Source organism: Streptomyces albiflavescens (assembly GCF_014645835.1).
GTDB lineage: Bacteria > Actinomycetota > Actinomycetes > Streptomycetales > Streptomycetaceae > Streptomyces > Streptomyces albiflavescens.
In genome coordinates this window covers 143,174-158,295 of record NZ_BMMM01000009.1, presented here as the reverse complement: position 1 = coordinate 158,295, position 15,122 = coordinate 143,174, and the positions used below count along the sequence as shown (strand labels likewise).

Annotated in this window: 13 protein-coding genes and 1 riboswitch; of the genes, 5 read left to right on the top strand and 8 right to left on the bottom strand. The window is 70.7% G+C overall.

The window, feature by feature from the left end; genetic code table 11:
• Positions 1 to 3 precede the first annotated feature (3 nt).
• Complete coding sequence (locus tag IEY95_RS24475; protein WP_189188266.1) at positions 4 to 1,242, top strand: MFS transporter; 1,239 nt, start codon at positions 4 to 6, stop codon at positions 1,240 to 1,242.
• The gene (locus IEY95_RS24470) at positions 1,202 to 2,521 is read left to right on the top strand and encodes a D-arabinono-1,4-lactone oxidase (protein ID WP_189188265.1); all 1,320 of its coding nucleotides are present in this window, start codon (positions 1,202 to 1,204) and stop codon (positions 2,519 to 2,521) included. Before IEY95_RS24475 ends, IEY95_RS24470 begins: the two co-directional genes overlap by 41 nt.
• Here IEY95_RS24470 and IEY95_RS24465 read toward each other — a convergent pair.
• The gene (locus IEY95_RS24465) at positions 2,445 to 3,182 is read right to left on the bottom strand and encodes a hypothetical protein (RefSeq protein WP_189188264.1); all 738 of its coding nucleotides are present in this window, start codon (positions 3,180 to 3,182) and stop codon (positions 2,445 to 2,447) included. The genes IEY95_RS24470 and IEY95_RS24465 overlap by 77 nt on opposite strands.
• A gap of 490 nt (positions 3,183 to 3,672) precedes the next feature.
• On the opposite strand from IEY95_RS24465, the gene sepH reads away from it, so the two are divergent.
• Positions 3,673 to 4,728, top strand: a complete 1,056-nt coding sequence (gene sepH / locus IEY95_RS24460; RefSeq protein WP_189188263.1) for a septation protein SepH — start codon at positions 3,673 to 3,675, stop codon at positions 4,726 to 4,728.
• Positions 4,729 to 4,876: 148 nt separating this feature from the next.
• Here sepH and IEY95_RS24455 read toward each other — a convergent pair whose 3' ends face one another.
• Positions 4,877 to 5,704, bottom strand: a complete 828-nt coding sequence (locus tag IEY95_RS24455) for a sulfurtransferase (protein WP_189188262.1) — start codon at positions 5,702 to 5,704, stop codon at positions 4,877 to 4,879.
• Positions 5,705 to 6,027: 323 nt separating this feature from the next.
• Between IEY95_RS24455 and IEY95_RS24450 the strand changes: the two genes are divergently transcribed.
• The gene (locus tag IEY95_RS24450; protein ID WP_189188261.1) at positions 6,028 to 6,831 is read left to right on the top strand and encodes a VOC family protein; all 804 of its coding nucleotides are present in this window, start codon (positions 6,028 to 6,030) and stop codon (positions 6,829 to 6,831) included.
• A 21-nt stretch (positions 6,832 to 6,852) separates the two neighbouring features.
• On the opposite strand, the gene IEY95_RS24445 is transcribed toward IEY95_RS24450, so the two are convergent.
• From IEY95_RS24445 to IEY95_RS24430, 4 genes are all read right to left on the bottom strand, one after another.
• The gene (locus IEY95_RS24445) at positions 6,853 to 7,500 is read right to left on the bottom strand and encodes a thymidine kinase (protein WP_189188260.1); all 648 of its coding nucleotides are present in this window, start codon (positions 7,498 to 7,500) and stop codon (positions 6,853 to 6,855) included.
• 48 nt (positions 7,501 to 7,548) lie between these two features.
• A complete protein-coding gene (locus tag IEY95_RS24440; protein ID WP_189188259.1) occupies positions 7,549 to 8,736 on the bottom strand; it encodes an alkaline phosphatase family protein in 1,188 nt (395 codons plus the stop codon).
• Entirely contained in the window at positions 8,736 to 9,323 is a 588-nt protein-coding gene (locus IEY95_RS24435; RefSeq protein ID WP_189188258.1) for a DUF5998 family protein, read from the bottom strand. Before IEY95_RS24435 ends, IEY95_RS24440 begins: the two co-directional genes overlap by 1 nt.
• A 156-nt stretch (positions 9,324 to 9,479) precedes the next feature.
• Positions 9,480 to 12,455 carry a bifunctional acetate--CoA ligase family protein/GNAT family N-acetyltransferase gene (locus IEY95_RS24430; RefSeq protein WP_189188257.1) on the bottom strand — a complete coding sequence of 992 codons (2,976 nt, stop codon included), beginning with the start codon at positions 12,453 to 12,455 and terminating at the stop codon, positions 9,480 to 9,482.
• A 177-nt stretch (positions 12,456 to 12,632) separates the two neighbouring features.
• On the opposite strand from IEY95_RS24430, the gene IEY95_RS24425 reads away from it, so the two are divergent.
• Positions 12,633 to 12,914 carry an HPr family phosphocarrier protein gene (locus IEY95_RS24425; protein WP_189188256.1) on the top strand — a complete coding sequence of 94 codons (282 nt, stop codon included), beginning with the start codon at positions 12,633 to 12,635 and terminating at the stop codon, positions 12,912 to 12,914.
• A gap of 215 nt (positions 12,915 to 13,129) precedes the next feature.
• On the opposite strand, the gene IEY95_RS24420 is transcribed toward IEY95_RS24425, so the two are convergent.
• Entirely contained in the window at positions 13,130 to 13,825 is a 696-nt protein-coding gene (locus tag IEY95_RS24420; protein WP_189188255.1) for a GntR family transcriptional regulator, read from the bottom strand.
• A gap of 186 nt (positions 13,826 to 14,011) precedes the next feature.
• On the bottom strand, positions 14,012 to 14,776 hold the full coding sequence (locus IEY95_RS24415; RefSeq protein ID WP_189188254.1) for a M23 family metallopeptidase: 765 nt from the start codon (positions 14,774 to 14,776) through the stop codon (positions 14,012 to 14,014).
• Between the two features lie 13 nt (positions 14,777 to 14,789).
• Positions 14,790 to 14,950, bottom strand: a riboswitch (cyclic di-AMP (ydaO/yuaA leader).
• Positions 14,951 to 15,122: the final 172 nt, after the last annotated feature.

The window sequence follows — 15,122 nt, the reverse complement described above, 5'->3', positions numbered from 1 at the left end:
CCCGTGCCCAGCCCGTACCGCGCCCTGTTCGCCGCCCCCGGCTCCAAGGGCTTCTCCGCCGCGGGCTTCCTCGGCAGGATGCCGCTCTCGATGATGGGCATCGGCGTGGTCACGATGATCTCCCAGCTCACCGGACGGTACGGGCTCGCGGGGGCGCTGTCGGCGACCATGGCGCTGGCCGCCGCGGTCCTCGGCCCACAGGTCTCTCGTCTGGTGGACCAGTACGGGCAGCGGCGGGTGCTGCGCCCCGTGACCCTCTTCGCGCTCGCCGCGGCCGCCGGGCTGCTGCTCACCGCGCACTTCGAGTGGCCGGACTGGTTGCTGTTCGTCTGCGCGGCCGGCATCGGCTGCGTCCCGAGCATCGGCGCCATGATCAGAGCCCGCTGGGCAGCCCTCTACCGGGGCACGCCGCAGTTGCACACCGCGTACTCCTTCGAGTCCGTGGTCGACGAGATCTGCTTCATCTTCGGGCCGATCATCTCCATCGGGCTGTCCACGGTGTGGTTCCCGGAGGCCGGGCCGCTGCTCGCCGCCTGCTTCCTCGCGGCCGGCGTCTTCTGGCTGACCTCCCAGCGCGCGACCGAGCCCGTGCCGCATCCGCGCGAGCAGCACACCGGCGGTTCGGCGCTCGGCTCGGCCGGACTCCAGGTCCTGGTGGCCACGTTCGTGGCGACCGGGGCGATCTTCGGGGCCGTCGACGTGGTCACCGTGGCCTTCGCCGAGGAGCAGGGTCACAAGGGCGCCGCGAGCATCGTCCTGGCGCTGTACGCAGCGGGCTCCTGTGTCGCGGGAGCCGTGTTCGGACTGCTGCACTTCAGGGGGGCGCCCGAACGTCGGTGGCTGCTGGGCATATGCGCGATGGCCGTGAGTATGATCCCCCTCCTACTGGTCGGAAACTTGCCGTTCCTGGCCGTGGCGCTGTTCGTTGCGGGACTCTCCATCGCTCCCACGATGATCACGACGATGTCCCTCATCGAACAGCACGTACCACGCGCGAAACTGACCGAGGGCATGACCTGGGTGAGCACCGGACTCGCGGTCGGGGTCGCGCTCGGCTCCTCCGTGGCCGGCTGGGTGATCGACGCCGCCGGTGCGAAGGCCGGGTACGGGGTTCCGGCGGTGTCCGGAGCCGTCGCGGTCGCGGTCGGTTTCCTCGGGTATCGCCGGCTCAGCAGGCCGGCTCCGCAGCGGGGAGGGTCCCATGAGCACCACAGTGAGCGGGAAGAGCGGCACGTGGCGTAACTGGGCGGGGAACGTCACCGCCCGTCCGGTACGGGAGGTCGTCCCCGCTTCGGTCGAAGAACTCTCCGCAGCGGTGCGGAAGGCCGCCGACGACGGTCTGAAGGTGAAGGCCGTCGGCGCCGGGCACTCCTTCACGGCCGCAGCCGCGACCGACGGCGTATTGATCCGCCCTCAACTGTTGACCGGCATCCGCAAGATCGATCGCGAGGCCGGCACGGTCACGGTTGAAGCGGGCACCCCGCTCAAGCGCCTCAACGCCGCTCTCGCGCGCGAGGGACTGTCGCTCACGAACATGGGCGACATCATGGAGCAGACGGTTTCAGGGGCGACCAGCACCGGAACTCACGGCACGGGGCGCGACTCGGCGTCGATCGCCGCGCAGATCAAGGGACTTGAGCTGGTCACGGCGGACGGCTCGGTGCTCACCTGTTCCGAGACGGAGAACCCGGAGGTCTTCGCCGCGGCCCGGATCGGAATCGGCGCCCTGGGGATCGTCACCGCGATCACCTTCTCCGTGGAGCCCATATTCCTGCTCACGGCCCGCGAGGAACCGATGACCTTCGACAAGGTCACCGCCGACTTCGACGAACTCTTCACCGAGAACGAGCACTTCGAGTTCTACTGGTTCCCGCACACGGGGAACTGCAACACCAAGCGCAACAACCGCAGCGCGGGTCCCGAGAAGCCGGTGGGCCCGATCGGCGGCTGGATCGAGGACGAGTTCCTCTCCAACGGCGTCTTCCACGCGGCCAATCTGCTCGGCCGCGCCCTGCCCGCCACCATCCCGACGATCGCCAAGATCTCCAGCCGCGCGCTGTCCGCGCGGACCTACACCGACATTCCCTACAAGGTCTTCACTTCTCCGCGCCGGGTGCGCTTCGTGGAGATGGAGTACGCCGTGCCGCGCGAGGCCCTGGTCGACACACTGCGCGAACTGAAGGCGATGGTCGACCGCTCGACCCTGCGGGTCAGCTTCCCGGTAGAGGTACGCACGGCCCCTGCCGACGACATCGCGCTCTCGACGGCCTCGGGGCGGGACAGCGCGTACATTGCCGTCCACATGTTCAGGGGCACCCCCTATCAGGCGTACTTCACCGCCGCCGAACGGATCTTCACCGCGCACGAGGGGCGACCGCACTGGGGCAAGGTGCACACCCGTGACGCGGAGTACTTCGCCAAGGTCTATCCGCGCTTCGGCGAGTTCACTGCCCTGAGGGATCGACTCGACCCGGATCGGCGCTTTGCGAATGACTACTTGCGTCGGGTGCTGGGCTCGTAGGCGCGCCGGCTGTGGGGGTCGGGGTGGCGTCCCCGGCCTCCGCGGCCGAAGATGCGCTGGAACGCGGTGTCGGCGTGGGGGACGTACCGCTGTCGCGGTCGTCCTGAGGGGCGGCACTGCCGCCGGATGAGGACGGCTCCCGGGAAGAGGACCCGGTCGAAGGCGTCGTACCGGGCTCGGAACGCTCCGAGTCGGAACCGGAGCCGCTGCTCTTGAAGGCGTCGCTCACGGTCGTACTCCTGCCGTCGCCGCTGAAGCTCTGCCCCGACACCAGTTCGTAGGTGGTGATGCCCGCCATCGTGACGCCGAAGACGAGTGCCGCGGCGACGACCGGCCGCTTCCAGCTCTTGACCCGCGCGCGATAGACGGTTCCTTCGGTGAACTCGCCCAAGGCGGCCGCCTGCTGGGTCTTCGGCTTGGCCTGGACGGTCACGTCGCGTATCTGCTCACCGGTGCGCTTGAAGAAGTGCTGGAAGACGGTGCCTCCGCAGGTGGCGATCGCGCTCACCACTCCGGCGCCGAGGATCGTCCCGTACACCCCGAAGTAGGAGGCGAGTTTGGCCGCCACCACCGCGGCCACGGCGCTGCCCGCCACTTGCGGAACGCTCAGATCCACCCGCTTCTTCTTCGGCTCCCTCTCGGCATCCGACTTCTCACGCATCCCCGGACCTTGCCTGCCTTTCCGAACTTGATCGACCTTCCCGCACGTGATCGACCGACTGCACGAGAGAGGGACGTACAGGCGAAACGATTCGTTCCATTTCTGGCGATTGCGTGAAGTACGCCACGTTTCATGGTCACGAAAACGGCACATCGGACGGCCAACTACCACCCCCCGCCAGAAGTTGGGCGGCGCGCCGATCCACGCGCGTGGTCCGAATGGAGTACTGTTGCGAGCCCTGGGTCCGGACTCCCGCCAGGGTGTCCGGGGCCTTGCAGGTCCGCCGGGAGGGGGCTCGTTGCACAGGGTGATGGAGTTCGTCACTTAGCGTTGCGAATAGGTAACCGTGCCATAACGGCGATCCCGGGCCCGTGCCCGACACGCCGGGCAACTCGGCAAGGTTGTGGCAGGCTGCACCCGGGCAGGCCACACTCGACTAGCGGAAGCAGCGACGCACGTGACGTCGGCAGGCACCACCCGGGAGGTCCCCATGCCCGAACTGCGTGTCGTGGCCGTCTCTAACGACGGCACACGGCTGGTGCTGAAGGCTGCGGACAGCACGGAGTACACGCTTCCGATTGACGAGCGTCTGCGCGCCGCCGTACGCGGCGACCGTCCCCGCCTCGGCCAGATCGAGATCGAGGTGGAGAGCCATCTCCGCCCCCGAGACATCCAGGCGCGTATACGTGCCGGTGCCTCCGCGGAGGAAGTCGCCCAACTCGCCGGAATCCCCGTCGATCGCGTGCGCCGCTTCGAGGGGCCCGTGCTCGCCGAGCGCGCTTTCATGGCCGAGCGCGCCAGGAAGACTCCCGTCCGCCGCCCCGGTGAGAACGCCGGACCCCAGCTCGGCGAGGCCGTTCAGGAGCGACTGCTGCTGCGCGGTGCCGAGAAGGACACCGTCCAGTGGGACTCGTGGCGTCGCGACGACGGCACCTGGGAAGTCCTGCTGGTCTACCGGGTCGCGGGCGAGCCGCACTCGGCAAGCTGGACGTACGACCCACCGCGGCGGCTCGTACAGGCCGTCGACGACGAGGCACGCTCACTGATCGGCGAGTCCGACGATCTCGCGGCGCCCGAGCCGAGCTTCCCGTTCGTGCCGCGGATCGCACGCCTGCCGCGTGACCGTCCGCTGGACCGCGCCCTGGACCGGCAGATGGAGAGGCCGAGCATTCCGGCGCCGTCCCCGGAGCCGGTCGAGGAGTCCACGGGCGACCGGGATTCGCTGACCAGTCTCCTGGAGGCGGTGCCCAGCTTCCGGGGCGACATGGTGGTGCCCGAGCGGCCCTCCACCACGGAACGTCCCGCCGTGGAGGAGCCAGCCCCCGAGCCCGAGTCGGAGGAGCCCCCGGCCCCCGCCGCCTCGGCCGGCGCCGGTTCCGCCTACGCGGACGTCCTCATGCCCCGCTCGGTCGGCAGCCATCGCGACCGTCTGGTCGGCGCGACCGACCGCCAGGCCGAGGCCGACGGCGTCCGCCCGGGCCGCAGAGCGGCGGTCCCGAGCTGGGACGAGATCGTCTTCGGCACGCGGCGGAAGAAGCAGGACTAGTCAGTTGCACGAGGAGAGGGTGCGCGCCGGTTCGGTGCGCACCCTCTTTTCGTTACCGCCGCTCGGGGCCGGCGGCAGGTCGGCGCGGGCCCCATCGCCGCTTCCGAGGGCCGGGTCCCTGTGCGCGGAGCCGCGGCCCGAAGCGACGCTATTGCGGGTCGGGGCCCACCGCGACCGGGCGGCTGCCGTCCCGGGACCACTCCGACCAGGAGCCCACGTACAGAGCGGCCGGGATGCCCGCGACGGCCAGCGCGAGCACCTCGTGGGCGCCGGAGACACCCGAGCCGCAGTAGACGCCGACCTCGGAAGTGCCGGTCGCCCCGAGATACTTGAAGCGGTCGGCGAGTTCGGTGGCGGGCAGGAACTCTCCGTTGTCGGTGACGTTCCCCGTGGTCGGAGCGGAGACCGCACCGGGGATGTGCCCGGCGGCGGGGTCCATCGGCTCGACCTCGCCCCGGTAGCGCTCACCGGCCCGGGCGTCCAGCAGCAGCCCCGTGCGGGCGAGCGCCGCCGCCCCGTCCGCGTCGAGCAGCGGCCGCGCACCGGGCGACGGCACGAAGGTCCCGGGGGCCGGCGTGGGGACCTCCGAGGACACCGGCCCGCTCCAGGCCGCGAGCCCGCCGTCAAGCACGCGTACCGAGGGATGACCCGTATAGCCCAGCAACCACCACGCGCGCGCGGCGCCCCAGCCCTGCCCGCCGTCGTACACAACGACGTCGAGGTCCTCGGACACTCCCGCTGCCCGCATCGCCGCCCCGAAGACCTCGAGATCGGGAAGCGGATGCCTGCCCTCCGAACCCGCCGGACCAGCAAGTTCGGAATCCAAATCAACAAAAACGGCCCCTGGAATGTGCGCCTTCTCGTAGTCGGAGCGCAGGTTCGGGCCACCCAGCTGCCAGCGGATGTCGAGGAGGACCGGAGGGGTCGGTCCGGCCAGATCGCTCGCGAGTTCGGATGCGGAGATGATGGCGTTCATGGCCCCCATCCTTGCGCACGGGGTGGCCGCGTCGTCCAGCTCCGGCTACTCTGCTCGGCCGGACAGGTCCGATCACGAGGCGTATGGGATCGGGCACATGCTGTACAGACGATGGACACCACGCGGCAATCACGCCGAAACGGATGGGAAACGGCTCACCGGGCATCCTCCGGCCGTGCGCCGCTGAGGGCGGCGCGGCCGGGACGCGCGGTGCGACCGGTGGTGCGAACATCGGCACGGGGCGTGGACGTACGCGACCGCGGTACGCGTGTTCGTAGGCGGAAGGTGACCGGCCACCGCGAGGGGCCGAGAAGAGAGTGACGATGACCGAGGCACGGGGGTCGGCCGGCCTGAACGGCACAACGCACGCTCGGCACACGCCCGGCACACCCTGCTGGGTGAGCCTGATGGTGCACGGGATGGCCGCGACCCAGGAGTTCTACGGACGGCTGTTCGGCTGGGAGTTCCGGCCGGGACCGCAGCAGCTCGGCCCGTATGTGCGGGCTCTGCTCGACGGCCACGAGGTGGCGGGGATCGGCCAGCTGCCGCCCGACCGGCATCTGCCCGTGGCCTGGACGCCATATCTCGCCTCGGACGACGTGGACCTGACCGCCGCGACCGTACGGCACAGCGGCGGCACCGTGGGTGTCGGTCCCCTCGACGCCGCCGAGGCGGGGCGCCTCGCGATCGCGTCGGACCCGACCGGAGGCGTCTTCGGCATCTGGCAGGCGGCGGCACACCTGGGCACGGGGATCACCGGTGTGCCGGGCACCCCCGCCTGGAACGAGCTGGTGACCCGCGACACCGAGAGCGTCGTCAAGTTCTACCAGGGGGTCTTCGGCTACGGGCTGGAGCCGGTCGTCTCGGCCGACTTCGACTACGTGACCCTGTACGTCGACGGCCGCCCGGTGGCCGGCATCCACGGCGTCGGCCACGGCCTGCCCCGCGACCGGGGCCCGCACTGGATGACGTACTTCGAGGCCGCGGACGTGGACGAGGCGGTCGAGCGTGTCGTCGAGCTCGGCGGACACCTGCTGAAGGCCGCCCACGACTCGCCCTACGGGCGGGTGGCGATGGTGGCGGATCCGGAAGGCGCGATGTTCTCGCTGATCCACACCGTCCGCTGAGGCCTTCGGGGGCCCCTGGGATCAGGCCGAGGCGATCGGCAGCACGTCCGGCGACAGGGCGCCCGCGCGCGCCGTCGCGGCCGTCGTACGGCGACGGTGGTGCCGACGGCACAGGACCTCGTAGCCGATGTCCTCGGACTGGTTGACGTCGCCGACGACGACCTGAGCCCCCTCGACGACCATCTCGCCGCCTATCGTGCGGGCGTTGTGGGTGGCGCGGGCGCCGCACCAGCACAGGGCCTCGACCTGGAGGACCTCGACCCGGTCGGCCAGCTCCACGAGGCGCTGGGAGCCCGGGAAGAGCTTGGAGCGGAAGTCGGTGGTGATGCCGAAGGCGAAGACGTCGATGCCCAGGTCGTCCACCACACGGGCCAGTTGGTCGATCTGCCGGGGCGCCAGGAACTGTGCCTCGTCCGCGATCACGTAGTCCGCCCGGCCGCCCTGGGAAAGGTGTTCGACGAGGTACGCGTACAGATCCTGGTCGTCCGCCACTTCCACCGCGTCCGTGACCAGGCCCAGGCGAGAGGAGAGCTTCCCCTCCCCCGCGCGGTCGTCGCGCGTGAAGATCATGCCCTGCAGGCCCCGCGCCGAGCGGTTGTGCTCGATCTGGAGAGCCAGCGTCGACTTCCCGCAATCCATCGTTCCGGAGAAGAACACCAGCTCGGGCATGGGGAGTTGAGTACCTTTCGGCAACAGAAGATCAGGAGGGGTGTGGCTTCAGGAGCGTACTTGCAACAGAGGTACGAGCTGCTCGACGGGGGTCATCGAACCGTGGTTGCCGACCATCGCCGACTCCTTCGGCTCCCGCTCCGTCGCGATGATCAGGACGTCGTCGCGAGCCGCCGCGACGACGTCGCCGATCCGGGCGTACACCCGCTCGTCGATGTGCGGGCCGAACCAGCCCGCCGCGATCGCCTCGTCGCGCGAGGCCACCCAGAACTGCTCACCGAGCACCTCGCGCCAGCAGGTCAGGACGTCCGCCTCGGCGCCCGGCACCGCGTAGACATGCCGGGCACGGCCCTCGCCGCCGAGCAGGGCGACGCCGGCGCGCAGCTCCCAGTCCTCGTCGAAGTCGAAGCGGTGCTGCTCGTCGAAGGGGATGTCGATCATGCCGTGGTCGGCGGTGACGTACAGGGCGCTGCGTGGCGGCAACTGCTCCGCCAGGCGCTGGACCAGGCGGTCGACGTACATGAGCTGGCCGCGCCAGGGGTCCGAGTCGACGCCGAAGCGGTGGCCCTTGCCGTCCAGCTCCGCGTAGTACGTGTAGACCAACGAGCGGTCCCCGGCGGCCAGTTGCTCGGCCGCAAGGTCCATGCGCTCCTCGCCGGACAGCCGCCCGTGGAACGTTCCGCCACTCAGCGCGATCTTGGTGAGCGGGGTGTTCTGGAAGGTGGGGGACGAGACCTGTGCCGCGTGCACTCCCGCCGCTTCGGCCAGCTGGAAGACCGTGGGGTAGGGCTGCCAGGCGCGTGGTTCCGTCCACGGGTTCCAGCGGAGCTGGTTCATCAGCTCGCCGGTCTCCGGGTTGCGCGCGGTGTAACCGGGCAGGCCGTGTGCGCCGGGCGGCAGGCCGGTGCCGACGGAGGCGAGGGAGGTCGCGGTGGTCGCCGGGTAGCCGGCGGTGATCGGCCGACCGGTGCCTCCGCGGGAGGACGCCAGGAGTGAGGTCATGAAGGGCGCCTCGTCGGGGTGCGCCTTCAGCTGCTCCCAGCCGAGACCGTCGATCAGGAAGACGCAGTTCCGGTCGGCCTCGGTCAGCTCGGGTATCGCGGCGGTCACGCCGGGCACGGCCATGCCCGCGGCGAGCGTGGGCAGCAGGTCGGCCAGCGAGCCGGTGCCGTATTCGGGGACGGGCGCGGAGTCGACGGCGAGCGGTTCCGGGTTGTCCCAGGTGGACAGTGCCATCAGTGCGTGATGTCCGCGGTCGCCTCGGAGAGGGACTGCGCGAAGGCGAGAGCCTGACGCACGGTCTCCGGGCCGTCCCCGGCCTCGCTGACGCGCAGGCTCAGGTCGTCCGCCGTCGAGTTGCCCGTGTAGCCGTGGTCCGCCTCGCAGTTGGGGTCACCGCAGGCGGCGGGCTCCAGGTCGATGCGGGAGACCGCGCCCCAGCCGATGGTCAGGACGACCTCGCGGGGCAGCGTGCCCGGCGCGTACGACTCGGGGTTGGCGACGACACGGCTGACGACGACCGACGAGATCCGGCCGAGCTTGACCGACTCGGTGGACGTGGTGGCGTACGGCGTCGGCGACGTCGTGTCCGCGTTCTGCTCGTCGGTGTGGCTCACGATGAAGCGGTTGCCGGTGAGGACGAGCACGGTGACGTGCCGCCGCACCTCGTTCGCGTCGAACGTGGTCTCCTGGTGGACCAGGTACGACCGGATGGCCTCGCCGCCGATCGCGGCCTCCACCGCCTCGGCCACGAGGGCCGGGTAGTAGCCGCTGCGCTCGATCGCCGCTCGCAGCCCCTGGGTCGTCGTACTGGTCTTGGCCATGAAGTCCATCCTACGGGGGCCCACTGACTGCGAGGCACCGCTCGCGGGTGTCTGTCGTGGACGGAACAGATACGCGTAGGGATCAGGGCGTGACGATCAGTGCGTGAGGATCGGAGCGTGGGGCGCACAGCCCACCAGCCCAGGGTCGGCGGCGGCTCAGACGACCGGGAGAGTCCGGGGGCCGAGATCGTCGCGGACAGGGGCGCGGGCCAGCCGTACGGTGGCACCCAGCACACTCAGACCGTGCGGGGCGACGACCACGGGCTCCAGCGAGACCGCGACGACCTCCGGGTGGTCGTGGACCAGCCGGGACACCCGCAGCATCAGCTCCTCGAGGGCCGCGGTGTCCACCGGCGCGGAGCCCCGCCAGCCGAACAGGAGCGGCGCCGTCCGAATGGACCGGACCAGCGAGGTCGCGTCCCGGTCGGTGACCGGAATCAGCCGGTGCGCGGTGTCCCCGAGCAGCTCCGAGGCGGCCCCGGCGAGCCCGAACGAGAGCACCGCCCCGGCCGCCGGATCGATCACCGCCCGTACGACGGTGTCGACCCCGCGCGGGGCCATGGCCTGCACGACCGGCCGCAGCTCCGCCGGCCTCCCGAACAGCTCCGTCAACTCCGCGTACTGTCGCCGCAGTTGTTCCTCGTCCGCCAGATCGAGCCGTACGCCGCCCAGGTCGGCGCGGTGCCGCAGGTGCGGGGCGGTGGTCTTGAGGGCCACGGGGTAGCCGAGGGCGCGCGCGGCCGCCACGGCGTCGTCCGGCGTGGGCGCGGGCAGGGCACGGCGTACGTCGATGCCGTACCGCCCGAGCAGCCCGCAGGTCTCCTCCTCGCCGAGCGTCAGCCCCTCGCCCCGCGCGAGCAACCCGTCGATCTGCTCGGCTGCCCCCTTCTCGTCGATGTCCTCGTACTCGGGCACCTTGCCCGGCTCGGCGGCGTCGCGCCGCCACTGGGCGTACATGACGGCCTGCGCGAGCGCACGGACGGCGCGCTCGGCGGCGGGGTAGGCGGGGATGAGACGGGAGTCGGGCGGGGTCGCGCCTGCGACGGACGGCCGGGTGGCGTCCGGGGCGGACGACTGGGCCGCGCCGGAGATCGGCGGCTGCGCCGTGCCCGATCCCGCGGCAGGCGGGCGCGACGCTCCAGCACCCGCTCCCGCGGTGGGCAGGCGTTCCGCAGGGCGACGGGTGTCCCCCCGCTCGAGCGCAGCCGAGAGCGGGGGATGGTGGGCACCGCCCGCGGCGCCGGGTGCCGCCGAACCGACCTGTGGTGCGGTACTGGCCGCGGCGGACAACGCCTCGGCGAGCCCGCCGAGTTCGACATGCACCACCAGTACCGGCTTGGCCGGAGCTTCCGCGGCAGCGGAGCGGAGGGCCTGGGCAAGAGCCTCGTCGGCCGCGGACGTCTCCCCCACCGCCGGTATGGCGGTCACGACGACGGCATCGCACGTGTCGTCGGTCAAGGCCCGCACCAGCGCCGCATGAAAGTCCTCCGCCGACGCCCCCGTGGTCAGGTCCAGCGGAGGAAGCGGCCGAAGCCCTTCGGCAAGACACGCGTCGTACGTGAGCAGCCCGAGCGACTCGGAGTTCCCGAGGATCGCGACCCGGGGCCCGCGAGGAAGCGGCTGGCGTGCCAGCAGAAGCCCCGCATCGACGAGCTCGGTGATCGTGTCGACCCGGATCACGCCCGCCTGCCGCAGCAGCGCGGACACCGTGGCGTGCGGCAACCGCGTGGCCCGTACGGCATGCCCCTGGGGAGCCACCCCGCCGTGCCGCGCCCCCTGGACCACGACCAGCGGCTTCGCCGCCGCCGTCCGCCGTGCGAGGCGTGTGAACTTGCGTGGGTTGCCAATGGATTCGAGGTACATCAGGGCGACGTCGGTGTCCGGGTCGTCGTACCAGTACTGGAGTACGTCGTTGCCGGACACGTCCGCCCGGTTCCCGGAGGAGACGAAGGTCGACACACCGGTCACGCCCGTGACACCGCCGCCGCGCCGGTGCAGCCGGGACAGCAGGGCGATCCCGATCGCGCCGGACTGGGCGAACAGGCCTATCCGCCCGGGGCGCGGCATCTCCGGGGCGAGCGAGGCGTTGAGGCGCACCTCGGGGGAGGTGTTGATGACCCCGAAGGCGTTGGGGCCGATGATGCGCATGCCGTACGTACGTGCCTGGCGCACGAGTTCGCGCTGGCGCTCACGCCCTTCGGGCCCGCTCTCGGCGTACCCGGCGGACACGACCACGAGCCCCTGCACCCCGTGCTCGCCGCACTCGGCGACGACCTCGGGGACGAGCGGCGCGGGCACCGCGACGACGGCGAGGTCGACGGGCTCGTCGATGTCGCGGACGGAGCGGTGCGCGGGGACTCCGTCGAGCTCCTTCTCGTGGAGCGCCTTGTTCACCGCGTACAGACGGCCGGTGAATCCGGCGTCGCGGAGGTTGGTGAGGACGCTGCGGCCGACACCGCCGGGTGTGCGGCCCGCGCCGATGACGGCGACCGAGCCGGGTGCGAGCAGCCGCTGCACGGACCGCGCCTCGGCGCGCTGCTCCCGCGCGCGCTGCACGGCGAGCGACCGGTCGGTGGGTTCGAGGTCGAACTCCAGGCGTACGACGCCGTCCTCGAAGTGCCGCTTCTGCTGGTAACCCGCATCCGTGAACACCTTGATCATCTTGGTGTTGGCGGGCAGCACCTCGGCGGCGAAGCGGCGGATGTCCCGCTCGCGGGCCACCGCCGCGATGTGCTCGAGGAGGGCCGAGGCGACCCCGCGACCCTGGTGCGCGTCCTGCACGAGGAAGGCGACCTCGGCCTCGTCGGCGGGCGCGGAGGCGGGCAGGCCCTCGGCATTAATGCGGTCATAGCGTACGGTGGCGATGAACTCGCCGCCCACCGTGGCCGCGAGACCCACCCGGTCCACAAAGTCGTGGTGCGTGAAGCGGTGGACATCCTTGGCGGACAGTCGCGGGTACGGCGCGAAGAAGCGGTAGTACTTCGACTCGGCCGAGACCTGCTCGTAGAAGCTGACCAGGCGGTCGGCGTCATCAATGGTGATGGGCCTGATGCGTGCGGTACCACCGTCACGCAGCACCACGTCCGCCTCCCAGTGAGCGGGGTACTCGTGCCGGTCCGACGAGGTCTGCATGGGCCCCAGAGTACGGCTCGCGTCCGACAACGGCGCGAGGCAGTCTGTGGGGAACGGAAGTCGGATCGAGGCCGCGATCCGACGACACTCCGGAGGGGACGAAGGACCGCTCCGGAGACGCTTCACGATATGGGACACTGGTCTAGACAACCCTGAAAACCTGAAGGGCAGCATCACATGGCTGAGCGCCGCGTCAACGTCGGCTGGGCCGAGGGCCTCCACGCCCGCCCCGCTTCCATCTTCGTCCGGGCCGCGACGGCCTCCGGTATCCCCGTGACGATCGCCAAGGCCGACGGCAGCCCCGTCAACGCGGCCTCCATGCTCGCCGTCCTCGGCCTGGGCGCCCAGGGAGGCGAGGAGATCGTCCTCACCTCGGACGCCGAGGGTGCGGACACCGCCCTCGACCGTCTCGCGAAGCTGGTCGCCGAGGGTCTCGAGGAGCTCCCCGAGACCGTCTGAGCATTTCGGACAGCATGCGGCTGAGCCGCGTCGCCCATTCCCGGGCGGTGCGGCTCAGCCGTTTTCCGTACGCTGCCCAGGAATTCTGCGCATGTCACCGCGCACCCCGCGTCACACCCACGGAAATAGCGCGCACCGGAATTCCCGGCACACGAAAAGAGGGGAAGTGGAAATAGACCCCTGCCGAATATCCCTCTTTGTATACGGTGCCCGTGTTAATGCCGCGGGCCCGTCATGTTTACGGGAGGTTGCGAAGTCCTCACACGGTCCGGACGATCTCCGCCGCCCGGAAAACGGAGGCGGTGCGCGGCCGCGGCACGCTCGGCGTGCAGGGACGTGATCGCCCGGGCCCGCTCGCTGTCGCCGCGCGCCACGGCGTCCACGATGCCGCCGTGCTCCGCCCAGGACTCCGCGGGGTTGGCCGGCGCCTCCACCGCGTACATCCACGCGATCTTGTGCCGCAACTGGGCGAGCGTGGAGGTGAGCGCAGGGCTTCCGGAGGCCTGCGCGAGGGTCTCGTGGAACCAGCCGCCCAGCGAGCGCAGATCCTCGCTGTGACCCCTCCTGGCCCGCTCCTGACCCAGCCTGACCAGGCCTCGGAGCACCTTGAGGTGGGCCTCGGTACGGCGCTGCGCGGCCCGCGCGGCGCCCAGCGGCTCAAGGAGCATACGCATCTCCAGCAGGTCGGAGGCCTCCTGCTCGGTGGGCTCCGCGACGCACGCGCCCGCGTGCCGGCGGGTGACGACGAAACCCTCGGCCTCCAGCGTGCGCAGCGCCTCGCGCACGGGGACGCGCGAGACGCCGTACCGGCGCGCGAGCAGTTCCTCGGTCAGCCGTCCGCCTCGCTCGTAGACACCCGCGACGATGTCGTCACGGATCGCCGTGCATACCGAGTGCGCCGGAATACGCATGACCGGACCTCCGCTTTAATCCCCGCGAAACGCCATCGATTGACGCTTGTTCAGTGACTCTATTGCAGGGAGCCGGAATTTCCGATGGCAGGCCGGAATCCATGGATATTTTTTGGACACACGGCAGCGTGAAACGACGATGCCCCGGCTCGGCAAGCCGGGGCATCGGAACTGATGAAGCGCTCGTCAGACGTTCACACCGTGCGAGCGAAGGTACGCGACCGGATCGATGTCCGAGCCGTACTCCGCGGTCGTACGGGCCTCGAAGTGGAGGTGCGGCCCCGTCGTGTTGCCGGTGGACCCGGAGAGGCCTATCTGGCCGCCCGGGGTGACCGTCTGCCCCACGGAGACGCCGATGGACGACAGGTGCCCGTACATCGTGTAGGTGCCGTCGTGCATCTTGATGACGACCTGGTTGCCGTACGCGCCGCCCCAGCCGGTCGTGACGACCGTGCCGGAGCCGACGGCGTGCACCGAGGTGCCGGACGCGGCGTGGAAGTCGACGCCGGTGTGGCTGCCGGAGGACCAGAGGCTGCCCCCGGCCTTGTAGCCGGTGGAGATGTACGAGCCGGTGATCGGCAGGACGAAGGTGTTGAGGCGCTTGCGCTCGGCCGCGCGGGCGGCGCGCTCCTTGGCCTCGCGCGCCTCCTTGGCCCTCTCCGCGGCCTCCTTACGAGCGGCCTCCTCGGCCTTCTTCTCCGCGGCGGCCTCGTCGGCCGCGTGCTGCTGCGCGACGGCCTGCGCGTCGATCTTCTCGGCGAGGGTGTCGCCGATGGTGATGATCGGGGTCAGCCCGGTCTGCTCGGCGGCGGTGTCCGCGGCGAGCGCCGGGGCGGCCAGGGCTCCGATGACGCCGGTGGTGGTGAGCGCCGCGACGCCGACGGCGTTCGTGGTCGTGCGCTTCACGCGGCTCGGGCGGCGGTGCTTCCCTGTGCCACAGGTGAACGCCATGTAGGGGCTGGTCCTTTCCTTCCTTCTCGCCTACCGGGTTAGCTGACGGGTTCGGAGCAGGAAGGTCTCCTACGGACTCCCTCCGGGGAGGGCGATCCGATTCACCCCAGGGACTGCGTATGGGTCCCCGGCTCCCCTGGCTCGCGCCGTACGGGGACTCGGCGATGACTGTCCGGTGCCGCGGGCGCGGCGCATGACGAACAGCCGGATCGACGCTAAACGGGGCATCTTTCAATCAACAAACGGATCACGGCTTTTGTAGCGCATGCCACAGGGCAGACAGGCAACCTCCCTATCAATACGGACACCTTGGTGATGAAGTGACGAAAGAGGCACGAAGCCGGGG

Bases quoted from the DNA above. Each gene is read 5' to 3' on its own strand.
- IEY95_RS24425 (WP_189188256.1), top strand. From the start codon at position 12,633: ATGGCTGAGCGCCGCGTCAACGTCGGCTGGGCCGAGGGCCTCCACGCC.
- IEY95_RS24470 (WP_189188265.1), top strand. From the start codon at position 1,202: ATGAGCACCACAGTGAGCGGGAAGAGCGGCACGTGGCGTAACTGGGCG.
- IEY95_RS24415 (WP_189188254.1), bottom strand. From the start codon at position 14,776: ATGGCGTTCACCTGTGGCACAGGGAAGCACCGCCGCCCGAGCCGCGTG.
- IEY95_RS24430 (WP_189188257.1), bottom strand. From the start codon at position 12,455: ATGCAGACCTCGTCGGACCGGCACGAGTACCCCGCTCACTGGGAGGCG.
- IEY95_RS24420 (WP_189188255.1), bottom strand. From the start codon at position 13,825: ATGCGTATTCCGGCGCACTCGGTATGCACGGCGATCCGTGACGACATC.
- IEY95_RS24435 (WP_189188258.1), bottom strand. From the start codon at position 9,323: ATGGCCAAGACCAGTACGACGACCCAGGGGCTGCGAGCGGCGATCGAG.
- IEY95_RS24445 (WP_189188260.1), bottom strand. From the start codon at position 7,500: ATGCCCGAGCTGGTGTTCTTCTCCGGAACGATGGATTGCGGGAAGTCG.
- IEY95_RS24450 (WP_189188261.1), top strand. From the start codon at position 6,028: ATGACCGAGGCACGGGGGTCGGCCGGCCTGAACGGCACAACGCACGCT.
- sepH (WP_189188263.1), top strand. From the start codon at position 3,673: ATGCCCGAACTGCGTGTCGTGGCCGTCTCTAACGACGGCACACGGCTG.
- IEY95_RS24440 (WP_189188259.1), bottom strand. From the start codon at position 8,736: ATGGCACTGTCCACCTGGGACAACCCGGAACCGCTCGCCGTCGACTCC.
- IEY95_RS24455 (WP_189188262.1), bottom strand. From the start codon at position 5,704: ATGAACGCCATCATCTCCGCATCCGAACTCGCGAGCGATCTGGCCGGA.
- IEY95_RS24465 (WP_189188264.1), bottom strand. From the start codon at position 3,182: ATGCGTGAGAAGTCGGATGCCGAGAGGGAGCCGAAGAAGAAGCGGGTG.